Source organism: Vicinamibacterales bacterium, from assembly GCA_035699745.1.
In the GTDB taxonomy this organism is placed as follows: domain Bacteria; phylum Acidobacteriota; class Vicinamibacteria; order Vicinamibacterales; family 2-12-FULL-66-21; genus JAICSD01.
Genome location: DASSPH010000042.1, coordinates 66,854 through 88,814, shown reverse-complemented (window position 1 = coordinate 88,814; position 21,961 = coordinate 66,854). Strand labels below are relative to the sequence as shown.

Genomic DNA, 21,961 nt, shown 5'->3' with positions numbered 1-21,961 from the left:
ATGGAGCTGCTGATTCGGGATCTGATCCGCCGGACCAGCCGATGGATGACCGTGGGGATGACGCTGGTCATCGCCGTCGGATGGTTCTGGATCGCCGTGGAAGCGCCGGACCCGGCAATCCCGGCGATGGCGTTCCGGTTCTCGATGGGCATGGCCTGGGTGATGGGGCCGCAGCTTCACCTATGGCTCGTGCCGCTGGCGGTGTGGTACCTGCCGGTGGCTCGCCGTGACGTCTGGCGCGCGGGCTGGCTGGTGTCGACGGTGGGCATCACCGGACTGCTCTTCGCCGCGAAGCTTCCCGGAACGATGTTGACGCCGGCCCGCGACTTCATCGGCTTCTCCGGGCTGCTGCTGTCGACAGCCTATGACTTCGCCGCGACCGGGGCCGGGTGCGCGCTGGTCATTGCCGCCACGTCGCCGGGGCCATCGCGCGGCCCGCTGCGGGTCATCTGGCCGGTCGTCAGAGGGGCGTCACAGCTGCTCCTGCCCGCCGGCTACTTGTTCCTGTCCGAATTGCCGCGATGGGCTGGCCTGACTACGCCGGTGCAGTGGAGCGCGCTGACGCCGCGCGCCGCGATTGCGCTGGGAACGGGTGTGGCACTCACCATCGCGGCGTACTTCTATTCGCCGCGACCGCCCGTCCCGGCGAACCGGACCAAGCGGCAGGCGCCGCAACGGTCGAACAGCGCGCGCCTCGAGTCGAGATCCGGCCTCACCGGAGTTCCGTGGCTGCTGGCCCACGAATATGTCTGGATAGCGACCCTGGCGGGATACCTGGCACTGGTGGGGGCCGCGGCAGCTGCCATGGCGAGCCTGACGGAGTCGGGAGCCGAAGTCGTACAGATTCTCGTCAACGTGCTGCTGTCATTCGATGGGCTGTCGCCGTCGCTGTCCACGCCGATGGCCGCCTCCAGCGTGCTGGTTTGCTACGTCGCCCTGCTGGGCGCGATCGCGGCGCGCTTCAACGCGATTCTCCGGCACCTGCGCACGCTGCCGCTCGGGTTGCGGGGCCTGAACGCGCTGCTGCTCACCTGGCCGATCATCGTCTGGCTCAGCGTGGGAGCCGCGCTGGCCGGCGCGCGATACGTGTTCCGGCACGAGCTGCCGTCGGCGTCGTTCGCCATCACCCTGGTCACGATGATCGGGATCTCCGCGCTGCTGCAGGCGACGACGCTCTGGTTGAGCGGGGCGGCCCGCGCCACCGCGATCGGGTCACTGCTGCTGGCGATCGTCGGCATCCGGCTGCTGGTCACCGCCTCGCCCGCTCTCTTCGGATATCTGGGCGTCGTCGGTTTTGCCGCCGCCGCGTGGATGAATTCCCGGGCACTCGCACGCGCCACCCCCTACCGGTCTGCCGGGCACGGGTTCCTCCGGATCGAGGCGGCGCGGTGATGACACCCGCGGTCCTTCGGCTCGCCCGCGACATGCTGGGGCGGCAGTATCAGTGGCAGCTGCAGCTCACGATCGTGCTCGCCGCGATCCCCTGGTGGCTGGCGGGAGCGGGCGGGACGAATGCCCGGTTCGCCTTCGCCATCTCGCTCGGCATGACGCTGGTGATCGGGCCGGTGGTGACGGTGACGGGCCTGCCCCGTGCGTACGCATACCTCCCTCTCTCACGACGTGATATCTGGCGCGCGACGTGGCTGGTCGGCGCCGTCGCCGCACCGGCCGTCCTGGCCGCGCTCAAGCTGCCTGCCCTCTTCTTCAGCCTCGGTGCGCGCGACGGCGGGCTGGCAATCATCGCGCTGTCGACCGCGTACGACTTCGGGGCGGCAAGCATGGGCTGCATTCTGCTCACGGCCAGTCAACGCTCGAAACGCATCGCGCCCGCACGCGCGCTCCGGATGTTGGAAGCGGCGGCGATGCTGGCGCTGATCAGCACGCCGTTCTGGGTGCGCGCGGAATTGACCGGAGCAAGCGCGGTCGTGCTGGGTCTGATGCTGGCGTCGATCGCGGCGGCGTTCGTCTACGTCCCTCCACGGGCCGCCGGCGTCAGGCGTCCGACCAGCGCCGCCCGGCCGCCGCTGGCTCCGCCGCCGCGCGGCCGGCTCGCCGGCATACCGGCGCTGATGCTGCGCGAGGTGCGATGGGCGGCCGGCATTGGCTTGACGCTCGCGATCGCCTTCGCGGCCATCGCCTACCTGGTGGATGGCTTCTACGGCGAGCTCCGGACGCCGATGGCATTCCTGCGGTCGCAGAAGCTTCTGATCTTCGATGACGTCTCCATCCAGATGGACACCGTCGAGCAGCGGCCGTTCAACCTGATGGTGTGGTTCGCGTTCTTTGCCGCCAGCGTCAGCGGCCGGTTCCCGGAGCTCATTCGGCATCTCAGGGCGCTGCCCATCTCCGGGGCGAAGATGACCGCTCTGATCGTCGGCTGGCCGGCGGCCGTCTGGGTAATGATCTGGGCGGTGCTGTTGCTCTTGAGTGCCACCATCGGCGAGGGTGTGCGCGCCCTCCACCCCGCGTTGTGGATTCAGGTAGTGGGGTTGAGCTCGCTGTCGCAGGCACTGACGCTCTGGTGGGGCGACCGGTTCAAGTGGCTCTTCTACTCCTCGCCTCTCTGGCTGATGCCGCTGTTTCAAGCGATGAGTCGAACGCATCCGGTGATTGGCACCACCCTCGCTGCCGCCGGGCTCGTGCTCGCTGCCGCCCTGACCCGGCGGGCGTTGTCACACAGCGCCACTTACACGAATCGGCCGTTACCGTATGCGGCGCCGCAGGTCACCTGAGGGCGGGCGGCTGACGGGTGGCCGCGATCAGAACTGGAAGTAGATGAAGTCCAGCGACGTGCGGCTGCGCAGCACCAGAATCGCCGCGAACGCGGCGCCGCAGGCCACCGCGCGCAGCGCGGCGCCGCGCCACCCTGACGCCGGCTCGGGCCGGCCGCGGTGCAGTTCCACCCAGACACTCTGCACCCACAACGGAATCGAATAGCCGAGCGCGAGCAGGAACAGATACAGCCCCGCCTGCCGCTCCAGCGGCGTGCTGGAGAACGGCGACAGCTGCAGGTCGCGCACGATCGCACTCAACTCCGTCTCGCGGAACAACAGCCAGCCGATCAGCGTCAGCACGAACATCGCCGGAATCTGCGCCAGCTGCCGGAGCGCCGCACCGCGGACCGCGGATAGCGGCCGGCGGTCGGCGGCCGGCGCGCCCAGCATGGCGTGCGCGCGGGTCAACACCAGCAGCACGCCGTGATACAGCCCCCAGAGCACGTAGTTCCAGCTCGCCCCGTGCCACAGGCCCGAGAGCAGGAAGGTGACGATGATGTTGCGCGCCCACTTCAGCTCTCCGGCGCGCGAGCCGCCCAGCGGGATGTAGACGTAGTCGCGGAACCAGGTCGAGAGCGAGATGTTCCAGCGCCGCCAGAAGTCCGCCGGGTTGCGCGCCATGTAGGGATGCTCGAAGTTCTGCGTCAGCTCGAAGCCGAGCCAGCGCGACGAGCCGCGCGCGATGTCGGTATAGGCGGAGAAGTCGGCGTAAATCTGGATGGCGAAGGCGAACACGCCGGCCCAGAGAATCTCGAACGACGGATCGCTCAGGGCGAAGACCTTGTTGGCGATGACGCCGACGTTGTCGGCGATGACGAGCTTCTTGAAGAAGCCCCAGACCATCAGGTAGAAGCCGCTCGCCGCCCGCTCGATCGAGAAGCGGCGCGGTTCTTCGACCTGCGGCAGCAGGTACGAGGCGCGCTGGATCGGGCCGGCGACGAGGTGGGGGAAGAACGAGATGAACACGGCGACGTCGAGCAGGCTGCGCCGCGCGCGCAGTTCGCCGCGGTAGACGTCCACCGTGTAGCTCATCGCCTGAAAGGTGTAGAACGAGATCCCGACCGGCAGCAGCACGCGCAGCACCGGCAGGCTGACGTCCATCCCCGCCGCCGCCAGCGCGGCGTGCACGTTGTCGGCGAAGAAGTTGAAGTACTTGAAGAAGCCGAGCATCCCGAAGTTGGAGATGATGCTGATCGCCATGAAGGCGCGCTTGCGCGCCGGCCAGCGCTCCATCGCGCGCGCCGAGGCGTAGTCGATCGCCGTCGACGCGCCGATCAGCAGCAGGAACCAGGGATGGACGTAGCCGTAGAAGAAATAGCTCGCCGCCAGCAGCAGCACGTTCTGCGCGCGGTGCGGGAGGCGCCAGTAGATCAGCGTGACGGCCGCGAAGAAGATGACGAAGTCGAGACTGTGGAAGATCACGGAAAGCGCTGGCGCAGGCGGACGGCGAACATCTCGGTATAGCGCCGCCGCCCGTCGCGCGACAGGTGGTCGCCGTCCTCGTAGAGGTCGAGCGTCTGCGCCGGGTCGCCGGTGTCGTCCATGAACACGCCGCCGCGCGCCTCCACGTAGGCGTGCAGACGGGCGATGTAGCGGCGCAGCGCCGGCGACTGCTGCGGCGGACGGCCGCCGATCGGACGGCGCTGCACGCGGACCAGCAGCAGCGTGAGCCCCGCCGCCCGCGCGTCGCGCAGCATCAGCGGCAGCGTCGAGTCCTCGACGAACCGGTCGAAGTCCGCCTCGCGGTCCTCCGTCGCCTGCATGTCGGCGGCATCCATCGGCCGCAGGTGCGCCAGGCCGAAGCGCTCGTTCACGTGGTCGAGAAACGCCGCCCGCGGCCGCCGGTAGCGGAAGAGCACGCGGGCCGGCCACTCGTTCACCGCCGGCTCGACCCAGCGGCGCGCTGCCGACGCCTCGTAGATGCGGTCGATCCGGTCGCGCACCTGATAGAACGCGGTCCCCCGCCGCCGCGCGACGACGGCGTTCAGCTCGTCTTCGCGGTCGAGCGCCGCCGTGTCGAGCGACCACGTGGCGTCGATGCGGAACATGACGTTGGTCAGGTTGGTGTCGCGGAAGAAGACGATCACCGCCCGCGGCTTGATGCCGCTCGGGATCACCCAGTTCTTCAGCGCCAGGTACCACCACGCGGGGCTGCTGCCGGCGTAGAGCAGCGGCGCCGTCAGACCGCCGGTCAGGCGGCTGAGCCGCTGCGGATCGATGCGCGATCCCGCCATCGAGTCGCCGATGACGACCCAGGCCGGCTGCAGCGCGGCCAGCTCGCCGATGCGGTACGCCTCGAACGGCTTGCGCTCGCGCGGGCCCTCGAGCGCCGGAAGATAGCTCGGCTGGAGATTGGGCGCCGCCTGGAGACGATTGGCCCCGCGCAGCAGCAGCGGCAGGAGGAGCAGCCCGGCTGCGGCGAGCAGCAGCTGCAGGAGCGCAGCCCGGCGCATTACTTCGCGCGTTCCTTCGGGCAGCCGCCGCCGGCCACGACCAGCACCGGGCGCACCCCCTCGGGCGCCACCCGCGCGACGCTGTAGAACTCGTCCCGCCAGCTCGAGGTCTGATAGATCCAGTAGACCTCCGCCGCCGCGGCGCGCCCTCGGCCCGATCCGCGCTCGATCCGCACCCGTCCGAACGGCTGCATGAAAGAGACGTCGGCGCGATCGCAGTAGGTGATGCGCGCGCCGATGTTGATCTCCGGCTTCTTGTCGCGGAACTCGGTGACCCAGCCGCGCACGAAGGTGATCAGCCCGCAGCCCTGATCGCGCGGACCCGCCGGGAACCGCCGCACCGCTTCGATGTAGTTGGTGCGGAAGTCCCCCGCGGGTCCCGCGTCGATGGCGCGGTAGAAGGCCTCCAGCACGATCGGGAACTGCGACCGCCACGCGCCGCCGTACGGATGACGCCAGTTGGTGAACTGCTTCTCCGCCAGCGCCTCTTCCTCGTTGAAGCGATCGGTGATGTGGGCGATCAGGCGGGCGGCGTCGGGCGCGTTGACCGACACCTGGGTGATCGGCAGGACCGTGACGTCCCCCGCCGTCGCGATGCCGTCCTTGGGCACCGTCGGCTCGCGCTCGGCGAGCGCGTCACCGCGATAGTCGGTCGCGAGCGCCAGGTGGGCGCCGCAGAAGATCGGTACCTGCACCGGCCTCAACAGCTTGACCGGCCGCTTCACCTCGTCCGGGAGCCACGCCTGCCAGGGCACGTCGGGACCGACGGCGCCCCACCAGCGGCCCGGCACGTCGGCCAGGCCGATCGGGAGCGGCTGGCGCAGGTCGGAACCGGGCCACACCACTTCCCACGCCCGGCCGTCGTACGTCGCGAAAGGAATCAGGACGCCGTCCCGGCGCAGCACGCCGACCGAGAACGCTCCCGCCGCCGCCGCTGTGCCGACGCAGACCGCCGCCGCCAGGGCGACCGAGACGACGAAAGCGGACATGAGGCGCGCCACGCCCCCAGATTTTAGTCTAGCGGTCCAGCACCTCGCGCACCTTCTTCAACAGCTCGTCCCGGGAGAACGGCTTGGCGAGGAAATCGCTCGCCAGGTCGGGGTCGAGATGACCGGGATATCCGGAAATGCAGAGCAGCTTCAACGTCCGGCGCCGCGCGCGCAGCTGATGCGCCAGCTCCGCGCCGCCCATGTACGGCATCCGCATGTCGGTCAGCAGCAGGTCGATCGACTCGCCGTGCTCGTCGAACAGCTTCATCGCTTCCTGGCCGTTGCGCGCTTCGTGCACGACGTAGCCGGCGCGGCTCAGCGCCTGCGCGAACAGCTGCCGCACCGCCGGTTCGTCTTCGACGAGCAGAATCGTCTCCAGCCTGGTTTCGGCCATCTTCCCTCGCGCCTGGGGTCGTCCATAGCCTAGCAGCGGAAGGCCGGCCTGCAAATCGAACATTGCGCACACCTCCGGATACGCGTGCGATCTGCAAGACGACGACCTGAAACGTGTCGCGCGGAATGGAGGCGAGTGTGCGGCTGCGACACAGCGTGTGTCATATCCCCCAGTGCCGCTGTGCGCGGCGGCGCGATTACGCCGACTTCCGCTCCGCCTTGATCCCCGAGCGCACCTCGTAGTGCTGCTCGACGAGCCAGCAGATCGACGCCCAGAACAGTCCGACGATCCAGCCGGCGAGCACGTCCGTCGGGTAATGCACGCCGAGGTACACGCGGCTGACGCCGACGAGCACGGTCGCCAGCATCGCGACCGTCCAGCAATAGATTTTCGTGAGCCGCCGCTCGGAGAGGCGCATCAGCATCGCCCCGAGCGTGAGATAGATGATCGCCGACTGCATCGCGTGGCCGCTCGGGAAGCTGGTCTCGAACGCCGCCCGCAGGTGTGGCACCACCGTCGGGCGCGGACGCATGAAGAGCGCCTTCAGCGCCGCGTTCAGCATCTCGCCCGACGCGGCGGTGAGCATGATGGCGATCGCGCTGTGGTATCTCGCCTGCAGCACCAGGAACCCGATCACCGCCAGGACGACGAGCGTCAGCACCGTCGGGCCGCCGAGCGCGGTGATGTCGAGCAGCGAGCTCTCGATCCAGGCGGGGCCGATCGGGCGCGACGGATCGTCGGCCTTGCGGAACGCCTGCACGATCCGCTTGTCGAAGGCGAGCGTCTCTCCCTCCATGACGGCGCTGGACAGTTTCAGGAAGGCGAGCACCAGAATGCAGCCGCCGAGCCCCACGAGCAGCCAGGCCAGCTCGCGGCGCTCGAGGCGGGTGAGAAACCCGAACCACGTCCGCGGATCGAGGACGTGGACTCTGGATTTCGCGGGCCTGGCCACGTTATTTCCGCGGCGCCAGTCTGATCTGTCCCGCGGCTTCGCGGGCGCGCAGCACCGCCATGACGGTCGCCAGCGGCACCGGCTCGAATTCGCCGGACAGGAAATCGCGAATCTGGAGCGGGCTCAGGCGCTTGCCGAGCAGGATGGTGAACTCCGCGTTCATGTGCTGCGGCAGCGCCGGGCCGGCGACGCTCTGGGCGCCTCGCCCCGCCGCCGCCGCGGCCCCTCCGGCTCCGGCTCCGCGCCCGCCGCGTCCTGCCCCGCCGCAGCCCGAGAAGCTGCCGGGCCCGCTCGTGCACTCGACGATCAGGCTCGCCGCTTCCTTCTCGTCCGCCGTCGCCGGCGGCTCGTTGATCGGCTGCGTGTTCAGGCGTTGCGCGTGCAGCGCATACGCCGCGCGCACCGAGTCGATCAGCGCCGCCGCCGTCCTGTCGACCGACGTCTCGATCGGCGTCAGCCCCTTGCCGGCGCTCTCGGGATTGTCGTACAGCACGCGCGACGATCGGATCACCCCCTTCTCGACATTTCCCTGGTGGCGGATCGCGACGCGCGCTTCCTTCCACGCGGCATGCAGCGCCTCGGCGGTGGTGGCTTCCGCGAGATACGCCGCGGCCTTGCGCTGGGCGACGCCGAGCCGCTCGCTGCCCCGAGCCAGGTTCTCGCTGGTGATGCGCGCCGCCATCTGATCGCCGCCGGCGGCGATCGACGCCAGGGCGCCGGTGGCCACGACCGCCGCCCGCTTGTACTGCGTCGAGTCCTGCTTGTCGGGCGTGTCCTGCGACGAGTGGTACCACATGTCCGGCCAGGTGATGAACATCACCGCCGGGATCCCGTACTGCATGTAGGTGACGTGGTCGCTCGATCCGTAGTGCTGGTCGATCTTGATGTAGAAGGCGTCGTTGCTGCCGTTCGGCGCGGTGATGCTCACGACCGGCGCGTAGCCGTTGGCGCGATAGCGCACCCGCTCGCGCGTGAGCTCCGAGACGTACTCCATGAAGCTCTGCCCCACGTCGTTGATGAAGGAGGGAAACGTATCCGGCGTCCGCTGCATGATCCAGTAGCTGCGGCTGGCGGTCAGGCGGATCCCCTCCATGTCGAAGTTCAGGTCGGCGATGATGTTCTTCGCCTTCTCCGGGTGCGCGTCGAGCCACTGCCGCGTGCCGCTGATCTCCTGCACCCACTGGAAGTTCACGGTGCGCTTCGGCCTCGGCAGCTTCCCTTCCTTGATCAACTTGATGTAGGCGCGCCCCACTTCGAGGGTCAAGGCACAGCCCGAATTGTCGTCGTTGGCGCCCTGCTTGAGGTATCCCTCGAACAGATGGCCGCCGATCGCGACCTCCTGGGTGGTGCTGCCGTCGCCGGCGATCTCGGCATGGACGATCTCCTGTTTGTTGGGCACCTGCTCGCTCTTGTTCACCGACCGGATCGTCACTTTCTGCCCGCGCGCGAGCAGCGCCTCGAGGGCCCGCGCCTTCTTCGGCGACAGCGCCCACGCCGCCGTCCCCGGCTGCGCGCTCACCGTCGTCGACACGATCTGATCCGGATAATCGACGGCGCGATCCGCGCCGATCGAGCTGATGCCGAGCGCGCCGATCGCCCCTGCCGCGACGGCCCGGTTGTAGACGGCGCCGAGACCGCCCGGCGCGACCGAGAGCACGAACTTGCCCTTGACGTCCTTGCCTTCGAAGTCCTGCGCCGTCCCCTGTCCCACCGCAATCAGATCGCCGCTGATGTCGCCGTTGGCATTGGTCGACGCGACCGATTCGGGAATGTCGTGCAGGTCGTAGATCTTTTCCGTTCGCGGCGAGGTCATCCACAGCTCGCCGACGACGGGCTGCCAGGTCTGGCCGGTGGGATAGTCCTCGATGGCGACGTTGGTGAAGCCGTATTCCTTCGCCAGGCGGGCCATGACTTCGCTCTCGCGGAAGGGCCCCTGGTATTCGGCCGGCGGACGCACGAACTGGTACGGCACCAGCTGCACCAGGTGGTGCATCGCGCGCTCGCCCGACGCCTCGTTTATGATCGCGTTCATCTGCTCGGGCGAGAGCAGCGTCCGATCTTCTCTTTCCTGCGCGACCGCGGTGACACCGAGTATCACGATCCCGGCCAGCGCCGCCACACGAGACATGCCGAATCGTTGTCGCATGAAGCCTCCATCCATCCAGCGCAGACTGTATCAAGCGCGTGCCAGCCGTGCCAGCCAGCCTTGAGCATCTGCGGCGGTTTGCCGCGGCGCGCAGCCTGTTCGGCCCGACCACCCTGGCGCGGGCGCTGGCGACGTTCGGGTTCGTGCAGGCCGATCCGATCCGCGCGCCGGCGCGGGCCCAGGATCTGACGCTGCGCCACCGCGTGGCGGACTACCGCGCCGGCGATCTGGAGCGGCGCTACGGCGCGCTCGCCGTCGAAGAGGACGTCTTCATCAACTACGGCTTCGTCACCGATCGCGTGCGGCGCCTGATGCATCCGCGGCGTGGGAGCTGGACGCCGGCGCAGCGCAGGCGGGTCGACGCGGTGTTGGCGTTCGTCCGCGATCGCGGCGAGGTCCACCCGCGTGACGTGGACCGGGAGTTCGCGCACGGCCGCGTCACCAACTACTGGGGCGGGACGTCGAGCGCGACCACGCACCTGCTCGATCTCATGCAGTACCGCGGACTCGTGCGGGTCGCCAGACGTGAGGCCGGAATCCGCATCTACGCCGTTCAGGAGCCGGCGGAGGACGCCGCCGACCGCGCCGAGCGATCGCGCCGGATCGACGCGCTCGTCGATATCGTCGTCGGCAAGTACGCCCCGCTGCCGCACTCGAGCCTGTCGATGGTGGTCGCCCGATTGCGCTACGCGGTCCCGCAGTGGCGCCGCGAGCTGAAGGCGGCGGTCCGCCGCGCCCAGGCACGGCTGCGCCATGAAACCGTCGACGGCGTGGCGTGGTACTGGCCCGCAGACGAGCCGCTGCCCTCCGGCGACGCGCCGGACGTGGTCCGGCTTCTCGCGCCTTTCGATCCGATCGTCTGGGATCGGCGGCGGTTCGAGATGCTGTGGGGATGGCCGTATCGCTTCGAAGCGTACACGCCGATTGCGAAGCGCAGCCGCGGCTACTACGCGCTGCCGCTCCTCTGGCGCGACAACGTGATCGGCTGGGGAAACGTGAGCGTCGCCGGCGGCGCGCTGCACGCCGATCTCGGCTATGCGGGCAGCCCCCCGCGCGACCGCGCGTTCCGGCGCGCGCTCGACGACGAGCTGGACCGGCTGCGGACGTTCCTGGACTGCGCATGAGACTGCGTCCGCCGCTGCCCGCCGACATCGAGGAGTTCCGCGACGAGCGCTGGCGCCGCGAGGGGGCGCGGCAGATCGAGACCGCATTCGAGGCGGAGCGCTTCATCGATCGCGTGGGGTTCGCCGCCTGCATGACGGACTCGCGGCGGCCGGGGCCCTCGCTCTACGTCGCCGTGTGCGGCCGGCGCGACGCAGTGATGCCGCGCAACGTGCAGAAGGATCCCGAAGCGTCCGCGACCTGGGTGCTCAAGGACGAGCTGATCGCCCGCGGCCGCGTCTACTACGCCAAGCTGACGAGGGGTAAGGCCACGTTCGTCGCGCCGCGCATGATTCCCTTTTTCAACGCCGTGTGGGGCCTCCGCCCGGCGGACGAGCGGCGCCGCCTGAGCGCGCCCGCCCGCGCGATTCTGAAGGTGCTGCGCCACGAGTGGGAGATGGGGACGTCGGATCTGCGAGAGGAGGCGCGCATCCGCGATCGGAAGACGTTCAACCGCGGGCTCGACGAGCTGCAGGCCGCGATGCTCGTCATCCCCAGCCAGGTGTTCTACCAGCCGAAGTTCACCTATATCTGGACGCTGGCGATCGGCCGCTTTCCCGACGCGCTGCAGGAGCGCGTCGACCGCGAGGTCGCGCTGCGCGAGATCGCCCGCTGCTTCCTGAACGGCGCCGGCATGACGGTGCGCGGCGAGCTGGCGCGGGTCACCGGGCTCTCGCGGGCCGAGGCGGGACTGGGCAACCGCGCGCTCGTCGCGGAGGGAGTCGCGGTGATGCTGCAGCCGGGAGTCTATCGGCTTGCGAAACCGCTGGGCGCTGACGGGTGACCGCCTGCCGCCCTTACCGCGTGCCGCCTTCCGCTCTCCGCCTACGGCCGGGCGCTTGCGTCGGCGATGCGTCTGGCGGCGCGGGCGCCGGACTGCAGCGCACCTTCCATGTAGCCGACGAAGGCGTAGCACGTGTGCTCGCCCGCCAGGAACACGCGGCCGGCCAGCGGCTGCTGCAGCTGGGGGCCGAGCGTCGTCACCTCGCCGGGCGCGGGGAAGGAATACGAGCCCTTCACCCACGGATCGGACGGCCAGTCCATGAACCGCGCGCGCTCGAAGCTCGCGCGCAGGCCGGTGAACACCGGCGAAAGGGCGGAGAGATACCGTTCTGTTCGCTCCGCCGGGGCCCAGCCGCGGCACGTGTCGGCCGACGGGCCGCCGGAGAACGCCACCACGCCGGCGCCGGCAACCTTCTGATGAAGCGTCGTGTGCCAGGTCAGGTGCACGGGACCGTCGGTCATCAGGTCCGGCGCGAGCCTGCCGCGCCGCCAGAATTGATCCTTCGTTTTCATCAGGAACTTCACGTTGCTGCCCATCTGCGGCAGCGCGCTCACGTGCAGCCGCGGCCTGAACGCAATGCGGTTCCATGTCAACGGCGGAACCGCGAGCACCGCGAAATCGCATTCGTGCTTCGTGGATCCGGCGGTCACCGTCACACCGCGGTCGCTGACGGCGATCGCTGAAACGGCCTGACGCAGGAGGACGCGCGGCATGCCGATCGCCTCGGCGAGCCGCTGCGCGAGCTGCTGGCTGCCGCCGGCGCAGCGATACACCTCCGTCTCGGTCCAGAACTTCTCGACCCCGCCTCCCTTCACCATCGCGATGTTGCCGAGATAGCTCTGCCAGGCGGTGGCCACGCCGTTGTCGCCGACCATCTGCGCGTCTACGCCTGCCTTGCACAGGTCCGACGCGGCCAGCGTCGCGATCCAGTCGGCCAGCGACCGGAGATCCGACACCCTCGCCAGCGGCGCGTCCCACGCGGCGAATGGGTCGCCGATCGTGGCGGCATCGGCGTTCATGCCGCTCAGCGCCGTGCTCATCTCCTCCCAGAGCTGCTCCGCTTCCGCGGCGTTCAGCCGGCGGCCGTTCAGGACGATCGGCGCTTCGCCATCCTCGTCGGTGACATCCAGGAACGACAGCTTGAATCGCTCCTTGTAGGCGTTCCAGATCGGATGATTCGAGCCAATCAGCTCCGCACCACCCTCCATCGTCCCGCCGGGAACGAGATCGCGGAAGCTCAGGACGCGGCCGCCGAGGCGGTTGCGGGCTTCCAGGACGGTGACGTCGGCGCCGGACCGCGACAATTCGTAGCCCGCCGCGAGCCCGGCGAGACCGGCGCCGATGACGACGACGCGCGGGGAGGAGGAGCGTTGGGCGGAAGGGAGCCTGTCGCTGAGGAGCACGCCGGCTGCGGCGGCGAGCGAACGGCGGATCATGTCGCGGCGATCGATCGGTTCGCCGAACCGCGAGTGGAGCCGGGCGTAGAGGGAACGCATGCGCGCTACAAACCTACCTCAGAACCCTCCGGCGCTCTCACCGCCGGGCCATCGCGAAGGCGACCGCGAGGGCGGCAAGACCGGCGGCAATCTGCAGCGCGATATTGACCGCCGCGCTGGCGCCGCGCCCCTGCTGGACCAGCGCGAGCGTGTCGATACCCACACCCGAGAACGTCGTGAAGCCGCCCAGGATGCCGGCGAAGATCAGCGCGCGGTGCTCGATCGTCAGGGGCAGCCGGCCGGAGGCCATCGCGCCGAGGAGGAGGCCGGCGAGCGCGCAGCCGGCGACGTTCACGACCGCGGTCGCCAGCGGAGCGGGACCGCCGGCCGCACGCGTGATGGCGATGCCGACGGCATAGCGCGCCAGCGATCCGGCCGCGCCGCCGACCGCCACCATCACCCACGTCATCGGGCTCTGATCATCAGCACCGGCACCGCGACGTTGTGGCGGACGCGATCGGCGGTGCTGCCGCGCAGCAGGTCGTTCAGGAAGCGATGGCCGTGCGTCGACATCGCGATCAGATCCACGTGCTGCGCCTCGGCGACGCGCACCAGCTCGGTGGCGGGATCGCCCATCGCCAGGTGCGCGCTCGCCTCGAAGCCGGCGGCGGTGAGCTGATCCTGGATCTTCTGCAAGTAGGCGCGGTCTTCCTTCATCTCCTCCGACTCGCGCAGCGCCAGCTCGTCGTAGTGGCGCGCCGCCCAGCCGTCGGCGACGTGTACGAGCAGCAGCGACGCGCCGGTCAGCTTCGCCAGCTTCTGCACGTGCTCGAGGACGGTCGCATCCGCCCGTGAATTCTCGAGGGCGACGAGGATGTGGCTATACATTGCAGCTCACCCGAAGAAGGTCTGCCAGAGCAGCCACGCGTTCAGGGCGGCGATCAAGACCGCCACCGGCCAGGCCAGGACGAGCATCCACTTCGGCGCGACCAGCTCCCCCATCTTCCGGCGATCGCCGGTGAACATCACCAGCGGGAACACCGCGAACGGCAGCTGCAGGCTGAGGATCACCTGGCTGAGGATCAGCAGCTGGCCGGTCCCGCGCTCGCCGTAGAGATAGACGGTGATCAGCGCCGGGATGATGGCGATGAGGCGGGTGACCAGCCGGCGCAGCCAGGGACGCAGGCGGATGTTGAGGAAGCCCTCCATCACGATTTGTCCGGCCAGCGTGCCGGTCAGCGTCGCGTTCTGCCCGGAGAACAGCAGCGCCACCGCGAACAGCGTGCTGGCGAGCGACGTGCCGAGCAGCGGCGCGAGCAGTTTGTACGCGTCCGAGATGTCGGCGACATTCTCGTGCGCGGTGCCGTGGAAGGTCGCCGCCGCGACGACCAGAATCGCCCCGTTGAGGAACAACGCGCTCATCAACGCCACCGTGGAATCGATGGTCGCGAACCGCACCGCCTCCCGCCTGCTCGCGACGTCGTCCAGGTACTTTCGCGTCTGCACGATGGATGAGTGCAGATAGAGATTGTGCGGCATCACAGTGGCGCCGAGGATGCCGACTGCAATATAGAGCATCTCGGGGTTGCGGACGATCTCCCCGGAGGGGACCAGGCCGCCGGCGATGCCGGCGATGTCGGGGCGGGCGAGAAACAGCTCCACCAGAAACGACCCGGCGATGCCGACGATCAGCAGGACGACCAGCGCCTCCACGTAGCGGAAGCGCCGGTTCTGCAGATACAGCACCAGCAGCACGTCGAGCGCGGTCAGGCAGACGCCCCACATCAGCGGCAGGCCGAACAGCAGGTTCAGCGCGATCGCCGCGCCGATCACTTCCGCGAGATCGCAGGCGGCGATCGCCACCTCGCACAGCACCCAGAGCACGATCGTCGTCGGCCGGGAGTAATGATCGCGGCAGGCCTGCGCGAGATCGCGGCCGCTGACGATGCCGAGGCGCGCCGACAGCGCCTGCAGCAGGATCGCCATGAAGTTCGAGAGCAGGATGACGCTCAGGAGCGTGTAGCCGAATCTCGCGCCGCCGGCGAGGTCGGTCGCCCAGTTGCCCGGATCCATGTAGCCGACGGCGACGAGATACCCGGGGCCGGCGAAGGCGAACAGCTTGCGCCAGAAACTGCCGGTCGGTACCGGCACCGAGCCGTGGACTTCCGGCAGGCTCACCGTGGACGATGGCTGACGCCAGCTCATCTTCGATCCGAGGGGCGTCGCCCCTCGGACTCCCCGGCCAGCGCTCTCGACACACTCATACAGTGCCGTGGTACTTTACACGGCCCGTAAGCGGTTACTGAAAGGGTAAGCATCATTAGTACGACTCGCGTCCGCGCCCCGGGGGTTCCGGGAAGTCTGAAGGGCACGTGGTTTGCCAATCGCAAACCTGATGTCCCCACGGAGTCTCCGGGTCCTGGCAGCGCTCTTCGCATTCTCCTTTATCTGCTCGAGCGTCGCGGCGCAACAGGCCGACGATCCGGCGCCGGCCGTTCCGGCGTCCGCGCCGGCGCGGCAAACGGCGGCGTCGCCGAGTGTCGAGATCGATCAGATGGTCGTCAACCTGCCGACGACGCTGCCGCTGAAACGGCACCGGAGCTACTTCCGCATCACGCACCGGTTCGCGCGCGATCTGCGTCGCGGATCGTTCGGTCAGCTCGCCGAGGATCTCTTCAGTCTGGATAACGGCGCCGTCATCGGTCTGGAGTACCGCTTCGGCGTCACCGATCGCGTTCAAGCGGGCGTGAATCGTTCCATCCTCGGCAAGACGATCGAGCTGTTCGGGCGCTGGGATGCGCTGCGGCAGCAGGAGGGCCGCCCGTTCGGCCTGTCTGCGGCGGCGTCGGTGGAAGGGCAGGACAACCTCACGCTCGATCCGCAGCCGGGGATCTCGGTGACGGTGTCGCGTATGCACGGCACGCGGCTGGCGCTCTATGCCACGCCGACGTTCGTGAAGGACGCGCACACTCCGACCTTGCGGATCGGCCACGGGGATCACGATCACGGCGGCGAAGGGGCGGATGCGGCGGACGCCATTCCAGGAGAAGACAAGAACGACACCGCATTCGTCGGCCTCGGGATGCGGCTACGGGTGCTCGAGACGATGTCGATCGTCGGCGAAGTGTCGCCTCGAGTCTATGGCTACCGTCCGGATCGCGCGTCCTGGAACGCCGGGGTCGAGAAGCTGACACGGGGTCACGTGCTGCAGCTGAACGTCGGCAACACCTTCGGCACCACGCCGGGGCAGCTGGCGCGCGGCGGCAGCCGGCACGACATCTATCTGGGTTTCAACATGAGCCGGAAGTTCTGACAGCCGGCTACACAGGAGGAGTAATGATGAAGCGTCTGGTCGCAGTAACCGTTCTCGCCCTCGGGATCGCCGGGTGCGGCGGCAGCAACAACAACGGCAATCCCAACGGGCCGAGCAACACCACCGTGTTCACGGTGCAGCTGCTCCCCTCCAACGAGGTCCCGCCGGTGACCAACGCCGAGCAGTCGGCGCGCGGGACGGCGGTGATCACGATCAACTCGCAGACCAATACGATCGATTTCAGCGTCTCGCTGAACAGCTTCCCGACGACCAGCTCGCTCACCGCGGCGCACATTCATCCGGGGGCGGCGGGCGTGAACGGCGGCGTGCTGGTGGGCACCGGCCTGACCGCGGGCAACGCACCTTCGCTCTCGAGCGGGTCGGCGACGTTCTCGTTCACCGGCGTGACGCCGCAATCGGCGGACGCCATCGCCCAGATCCTCGCCAACCCGCAGAACTTCTATTTCAACGTCCACACCGCCGCCAACACGAGCGGCGCGATCCGCGGGCAGCTCCGCTAAACGGCGCCAGTGCGCGGTGCGAATTGCATCAGTGGTGCACTTCGCATCGTGCGCTTCTCGTCGTGCGACACGATCGACCTCCATCCGGTAAAGGATGCACTGACGCACTGACGCACTGACGCACTGACGCACCGCGCACTGCGCACTGCGCACTGCGCACTGAGTACTGCGCTACCTCCCGATCTTCCCCGTCGCCCCCTTCCCTTTCCGCGGGCCCAGGTTGTCGCGCGCCGGCACGTGATCCAGGTTGGCGACCCGCGCGCCCGTCGAGTAGACCAGTTGCGCGATGTGGGCGAGCTTCGGGAACTCGATCTTGCTCACTTCGTCCGTCACGTAGTGATAGTCGCGGTGCAGGCCGGTCGTATAGAAGATGATCGGGATGCCGCGTGAGGCGTAGCTGTAGTGATCGCTGCGCGTGTAGATCGACTCGGGATCCGCCGGATCGTTCATCTCGTAATCCAGCTGCATCGGCTTCTCGAGGCCGCTGTTCGCGTCCTCGTTGACGTTGTGCAGCTCGGTGCTGATGCGATCGGATCCCACCACGTAGACCTTGTTGCCTTCCTTCGGATCGTCGCAGCGGTTCCGGCCGACCATGTCGATGTTCAGGCCTGCGGCGACCTTGTCCAGCGGCACGGACGGATAGTCGGCCATGTAGCGGGAGCCGAGGAGGCCCGCCTCCTCGCCGGCGTGCCATACGAACAGCAGCGAGCGCTTGGGCTTCGGCCCGGCCGCGAACGCCTTCGCGATCGCCATCACCGCCACCGTCCCCGACCCATCGTCATCCGCGCCGTTGTTGATGACGTCGCCAGGCTTCGGTGTGTCGCGTACCTGGCCGACGCAGCCGCCCGGCGCCGCCGCCCCGCCGCCCCCGCCGCCGCGTCCCTGCGCCGGCGGCGTCTGCTGATACCCGACGTGATCGTAGTGCGCGCCGAACAGCACGTAGCTGTCGCGCAGCTTCGGATCGGTGCCCGGGATGATGCCGACGACATTGCGCGTGAGCCGCGTCTGCACCACGGTGTAGTCGGCGTCGACGTCGATCGTGATGGTGGCGTCGAGCGCGATCGGCGGCAGCGGCTCCTGCTTGTCGGCCTTCGCCTTGATCTCGGCGTAGCTCTGCCCCGCCGTGCTGAAGAGGAACTCGAAGAACGCGTCGGAGGCGGTGATCTGCGGCGGCACCTTGTTGTCGAGGCGCTGGACCGTCTGGAAGTCGCCGAGACTCGCGCCTTGCCCGCCGCGGCCCGCCAGCGCTGGAGGCGCGGCTCCGGCGGGCGGGGCTGGCGCACCCTGGCCGCCCGGCGCAGCTTGTCCACTCGGGGTCCCTGGCGCCCCCGCACCCCTGCCGCGGCCGCCGCCGAAGCCGGCCACCGGGCCGATCGCCGCGACCGCCTTCTTCAACTCGATCGCGTTGCGCGCCCGCGCCGTCAGCAGCCGCTGGCTGCCTGCGGGCATCGACTGCGGCCCGCGTCCGAGATAGATGACCACCTTCCCCGAAGCGTCGCGCCCCTTGTAGTCGTCGATGCCCGCCTCAGGCAGACTCAGGCCGTAGCCGACGAACTCCGCCTTCCCGGTGATCGTCTGCTTGCCCCCCTGGTTGGCCGGGAACGTCACCCCTTCGCCGTCCTTGAACGTCTTCGTCTGCCCGTTGGCGGTCACCGTGACGGTCGAATTCCGCGTGACGTTGACCCCGAGCACCTTCACCACCTGGAAGTACGACCCGTCGTCTCCCCCGGGCTTGACGCCCCACGCCTTGAGGTGATCCGCGATGTACGACGCGGCGAGGCCCAGCCCCTCGGTGTAGACCTGCCGTCCCTGAAGCTGATCGGACGCCAGGTACGTGAGCCATTCCTTCAGATCCGCCGGGGTGATCGCGGATACGCCGGTCAGCTTGCGCACCTGCGCGGCGCCGCCGGCCTGCAGCAGCAGCACGGCCGCGGCAAGCGCTCCGCCGAGGGCGGAGTACGAGCGAGATTTCATGAATCCATCCTCCGTAAACAAATGTATACGGAGAACGGCGACGGCGCGCTTACCCGTCCGTGCGGAGGGTGCGCATCGGATCGACCCGCGCGGCGCGCCGGGCGGGCAGTCCGTTGGCGAGCAGCGCCGTCAGGATCAACACCGCCGTGACGCCGAGCAGGACGCGCGCGTCCCGGGCGCTGACGCCGAACAGCGCGTCGCCGAGCTGCTCCGCCACCGCGATCGATCCCGCGACACCGAGCGCGACGCCGATCAGGACGGCCCCGAGCCCGGTTGCCGCGACGCTGCGGACGATGTTCCTGGTGCGCGCGCCCAGCGCGACCCGGATGCCGATCTCGCGCGTCCGCTGGGTGACCAGGTAGGTCGAGACGCCGTAGGCCCCTCCGAGCGCCAGGACGAACGCCAGGGACGCGAACACGGCGAGCATCCACGACAACGCGGCGCGCAGCGCCGTCGACCGCCGGATCTGGTCGTCCATCGTCCGGGCGCGGTACAGCGGGACTTCGGGATCCATCTGGCGCAGCGCGTCGCGCAGCGCGGGCGTCACCGAGGCCGGCGGCACCGTCGCGTGGACGGCAACCATCATCGTGGAGCGCGGCATCTTCCCGAGGGGAAAGTAGATGCCCGGCCGCACCGGACGGTCGAGGCCGTAGTGCTTCACGTCGGCCACCACGCCGACGACCGGAATCCATTTCGCGCGCGGATCGAAATACTTGATGCGCCGTCCGGCGCCGCTCGCGCCGGCGCCCCAGAACGTCCGCACGAACGACTCGTTGACGACGACGGCGCCATCCGACTGCGGCGTTCCGTCCCCGTCTTCGAGAAAGCGTCCCTCCTTCAGCCGGAGTCCGATCGCCTTGAAGTACCCCGGAGACGCGGCGCGCGTCAGGATCACGGGATTCTTGCCGTCGGGGCTGGGCAGCGCGCCGTCGACCTTGAAGAAATTGCCGAGATGGCAGCCGGAGATCGGCGCGCACGTCGTGAGGCCCGCCGCGTCCACGCCGGGGATGGACGCGACACGGCGCTCGAACTCGGTCCAGAACGCGACCCACTGCTCTTCCTTGGGGCGCGTCCCCTCGGACAACGGAATGGTGGCCACGAGCACGCCGTCGGTGCGGAAGCCGGGATCGACGTTCCGCACGCGATCGAATGCCTTCACCAGGAGGGTCCCGCACACCAGCAGCATCGCGGCAAGGGCGAACTCTGCCGCGACCAGCCAGCGCAGGGTGCGGCGTCCGCGCGGCGAGGCCGTCGTACCGCTGGTCGTCGCGTGAACTGCCGATCGCAGATCGCCGCCGACGGCGTGCAGTGCCGGCGCCCAGCCGAAGACGATTACCGTTCCGACCACGGTCAGGACGGCGAAGCCGACCACGCGGGCGTCGAGATGGAACGCGGCCCAGCGCGGAAGCTGATCGGGGATGATCCCCACCAGCGCTGCGAGGGCCCACCGTCCCGCCGCCAGTCCGATGGCGCCGCCGATGCCGGCCAGCATCAGGTTCTCGATCAGCAGCTGTCTGATCAGCCTCGCCCGGCTCGAGCCGAGCGCGAGGCGGATGCCCATTTCCCGGCGGCGCGCCAGCGCCCGCGCCAGCATCACCGCGGCCACGTTGGCGCAGGCAATGAGGAGGAGCACCGCGACGGCGCCGGTGACGGTCCTGGCCGCCCCTCGATAGTCGCGCACGAAGGTCTCGTGAAGCGGCCGCACGAAGGGCGTGACCGTGCGCGCCTTGTCTTTCGTGTCCCAGATCGGCTGATGGGCGCGCTTGATGTCGGCGTCTGCCTGCTCGACGGTAACCCCTGGTTTCATGCGGCCGATCGCGTCGCCGCCGTAGCTCTCGAACGGCTGCGCGACGTCACCCGCGTACGGCACGAACAGCCGCACGTCGTCGGGAAACGACGCCGCACGCGGCATGACGCCGACGATCGTCCTGGCGACCCCGTTGAGCCGAAGCGAACGGCCGAGCACGCCGCGATCCGACCCGAAGCGCTCGCGCCAGAGCGCTTCGCCGAGCAGCACGACCGGCTGACTCCTGGGGCGGTCTTCCTCCGCGGTGAAGCTCCGTCCCAGGATCGGTTCGACGCCGAACACGCGCAGGAAGTCGTACGTGATCTCGATGCCGCGGATCCGTTCGGCGCCGCTCCCGTCCGCCACGTTGAAGTCCGTCGTCTGGTAGGCGGCGATCGCTTCGAACAGCTTCTGGTCCTTCTGCCAGCGATCGAAGTCCGGATAGTTGATGCCGACCACCTCGAGGTTCCACTTGGGAGCCGCGGTGTTGATGTAGACCAGGCGGTCGGGCTGCGGGAACGGGAACGGGCGCAGGAAGAGCCCGTTGACGATGCTGAACACCGCGATGTTGGCGGCGATGCCCAGGGCGAGCATCAGCACGGCCAGGGCGCTCGCGCCGCGCTGCCGGAGCAGCGCGCGCCAGGCATATCGCACATCCGATCCCGCCATGAAGGCCGTCCTTTCGTCGATGAGGAGCGTGAGCGGCACCCGCTCGGGAGAGCGGGACGCAAACCGGGCGCGCAGCAGATCGGAAATCGCGCGCGTCCACACAGCCGCCGGGGCCAGACCTCCGGCGGCGCGCGCGGCTGCCAGGCGGTCGGCGAACAGCTCCGTCATGTCGTCGCCGTGGGCGTCGCGCAGCGGCCGCGGCGCCAGGCGCAGCAGCAGGCGATAGAGCCGCAGCATCACGCGTCTCCGGTGCGGGTGCGGGCGCGGGCCAGGCGCGCCAGGCGGCTGAGGCGATCCGCCTCCTCCGTCAGCACGGCGCGGCCGGTGCGGGTCAATCGGTAGTAGCGCCGGCGCTCGCTCTCGTCCTGGGGATGCTCTTCCAGCGCTTCAATCCACTTGCGCGTGCGGAGCTCGTCGAGGGAGCCGTACAGCGTCGCCGGCCACAACTTGACGGAGCCGTCGCTGAGCGATTGGACGTCGCGCGCGATGGCGAGCCCGTGCCGCTCCCCATCCGCGAGCGCGAGGAGGATGTAGAAGAAGTGCGGCTTCAGCGACGGGCCGGTCATGGCGGCGGCATTATATTGATTCATATAATATCGGTCAATACCA

At 69.0% G+C, this 21,961-nt stretch carries 19 protein-coding genes; 6 read left to right on the top strand and 13 right to left on the bottom strand.

The window, feature by feature from the left end; all coding sequences use genetic code 11:
* Both VFK57_08915 and VFK57_08910 read left to right on the top strand, forming a co-directional pair.
* Positions 1-1,392, top strand: coding sequence for a hypothetical protein (locus VFK57_08915; protein ID HET7695814.1), 1,392 nt, complete (start codon positions 1-3; stop codon positions 1,390-1,392).
* Between the two features lie 74 nt (positions 1,393-1,466).
* Complete coding sequence (locus tag VFK57_08910; GenBank protein HET7695813.1) at positions 1,467-2,732, top strand: hypothetical protein; 1,266 nt, start codon at positions 1,467-1,469, stop codon at positions 2,730-2,732.
* 27 nt (positions 2,733-2,759) lie between these two features.
* On the opposite strand, the gene VFK57_08905 is transcribed toward VFK57_08910, so the two are convergent.
* The 6 genes from VFK57_08905 to VFK57_08880 form a co-directional block, all read right to left on the bottom strand.
* Positions 2,760-4,196, bottom strand: a complete 1,437-nt coding sequence (locus tag VFK57_08905; GenBank protein ID HET7695812.1) for an MBOAT family O-acyltransferase — start codon at positions 4,194-4,196, stop codon at positions 2,760-2,762.
* Positions 4,193-5,227, bottom strand: coding sequence for a hypothetical protein (locus VFK57_08900; GenBank protein ID HET7695811.1), 1,035 nt, complete (start codon positions 5,225-5,227; stop codon positions 4,193-4,195). Before VFK57_08900 ends, VFK57_08905 begins: the two co-directional genes overlap by 4 nt.
* Positions 5,227-6,228: a hypothetical protein gene (locus VFK57_08895; protein HET7695810.1), complete on the bottom strand. Its 1,002-nt coding sequence runs from the start codon at positions 6,226-6,228 to the stop codon at positions 5,227-5,229. The genes VFK57_08900 and VFK57_08895 overlap by 1 nt, the downstream gene beginning before the upstream one ends.
* 16 nt (positions 6,229-6,244) lie before the next feature.
* Complete coding sequence (locus VFK57_08890; GenBank protein ID HET7695809.1) at positions 6,245-6,610, bottom strand: response regulator; 366 nt, start codon at positions 6,608-6,610, stop codon at positions 6,245-6,247.
* A 196-nt stretch (positions 6,611-6,806) separates the two neighbouring features.
* Positions 6,807-7,562, bottom strand: a complete 756-nt coding sequence (locus VFK57_08885) for a phosphatase PAP2 family protein (protein ID HET7695808.1) — start codon at positions 7,560-7,562, stop codon at positions 6,807-6,809.
* Position 7,563: 1 nt separating this feature from the next.
* Positions 7,564-9,708, bottom strand: a complete 2,145-nt coding sequence (locus VFK57_08880; GenBank protein HET7695807.1) for a M28 family peptidase — start codon at positions 9,706-9,708, stop codon at positions 7,564-7,566.
* A gap of 47 nt (positions 9,709-9,755) precedes the next feature.
* Here VFK57_08880 and VFK57_08875 point away from each other — a divergent pair, with 47 nt between their 5' ends.
* The gene (locus VFK57_08875) at positions 9,756-10,832 is read left to right on the top strand and encodes a crosslink repair DNA glycosylase YcaQ family protein (GenBank protein HET7695806.1); all 1,077 of its coding nucleotides are present in this window, start codon (positions 9,756-9,758) and stop codon (positions 10,830-10,832) included.
* The gene (locus tag VFK57_08870) at positions 10,829-11,653 is read left to right on the top strand and encodes a hypothetical protein (protein HET7695805.1); all 825 of its coding nucleotides are present in this window, start codon (positions 10,829-10,831) and stop codon (positions 11,651-11,653) included. Before VFK57_08875 ends, VFK57_08870 begins: the two co-directional genes overlap by 4 nt.
* A 41-nt stretch (positions 11,654-11,694) precedes the next feature.
* Here the strand turns inward: VFK57_08870 and VFK57_08865 are convergent, their stop codons facing one another.
* From VFK57_08865 to VFK57_08850, 4 genes are read right to left on the bottom strand one after another with little or no spacing between them, the layout of a single operon-like run.
* The gene (locus VFK57_08865) at positions 11,695-13,149 is read right to left on the bottom strand and encodes an NAD(P)/FAD-dependent oxidoreductase (protein HET7695804.1); all 1,455 of its coding nucleotides are present in this window, start codon (positions 13,147-13,149) and stop codon (positions 11,695-11,697) included.
* 37 nt (positions 13,150-13,186) lie between these two features.
* The gene (locus tag VFK57_08860; GenBank protein HET7695803.1) at positions 13,187-13,558 is read right to left on the bottom strand and encodes a CrcB family protein; all 372 of its coding nucleotides are present in this window, start codon (positions 13,556-13,558) and stop codon (positions 13,187-13,189) included.
* A complete protein-coding gene (locus VFK57_08855; protein HET7695802.1) occupies positions 13,555-13,977 on the bottom strand; it encodes a universal stress protein in 423 nt (140 codons plus the stop codon). Before VFK57_08855 ends, VFK57_08860 begins: the two co-directional genes overlap by 4 nt.
* A gap of 6 nt (positions 13,978-13,983) precedes the next feature.
* Positions 13,984-15,294: an Nramp family divalent metal transporter gene (locus VFK57_08850; GenBank protein HET7695801.1), complete on the bottom strand. Its 1,311-nt coding sequence runs from the start codon at positions 15,292-15,294 to the stop codon at positions 13,984-13,986.
* A gap of 190 nt (positions 15,295-15,484) precedes the next feature.
* Between VFK57_08850 and VFK57_08845 the strand changes: the two genes are divergently transcribed.
* Entirely contained in the window at positions 15,485-16,402 is a 918-nt protein-coding gene (locus VFK57_08845) for a DUF5777 family beta-barrel protein (protein HET7695800.1), read from the top strand.
* 26 nt (positions 16,403-16,428) lie between these two features.
* Positions 16,429-16,923: a CHRD domain-containing protein gene (locus tag VFK57_08840; GenBank protein HET7695799.1), complete on the top strand. Its 495-nt coding sequence runs from the start codon at positions 16,429-16,431 to the stop codon at positions 16,921-16,923.
* 171 nt (positions 16,924-17,094) lie between these two features.
* Here the strand turns inward: VFK57_08840 and VFK57_08835 are convergent, their stop codons facing one another.
* The 3 genes from VFK57_08835 to VFK57_08825 are packed head-to-tail and all read right to left on the bottom strand — an operon-like array spanning position 17,095 to position 21,918.
* Positions 17,095-18,897: a M28 family peptidase gene (locus VFK57_08835; GenBank protein HET7695798.1), complete on the bottom strand. Its 1,803-nt coding sequence runs from the start codon at positions 18,895-18,897 to the stop codon at positions 17,095-17,097.
* Positions 18,898-18,946: 49 nt separating this feature from the next.
* Positions 18,947-21,589: an ABC transporter permease gene (locus VFK57_08830; protein HET7695797.1), complete on the bottom strand. Its 2,643-nt coding sequence runs from the start codon at positions 21,587-21,589 to the stop codon at positions 18,947-18,949.
* Positions 21,589-21,918 carry a helix-turn-helix transcriptional regulator gene (locus tag VFK57_08825; GenBank protein HET7695796.1) on the bottom strand — a complete coding sequence of 110 codons (330 nt, stop codon included), beginning with the start codon at positions 21,916-21,918 and terminating at the stop codon, positions 21,589-21,591. The genes VFK57_08830 and VFK57_08825 overlap by 1 nt, the downstream gene beginning before the upstream one ends.
* Positions 21,919-21,961: the final 43 nt, after the last annotated feature.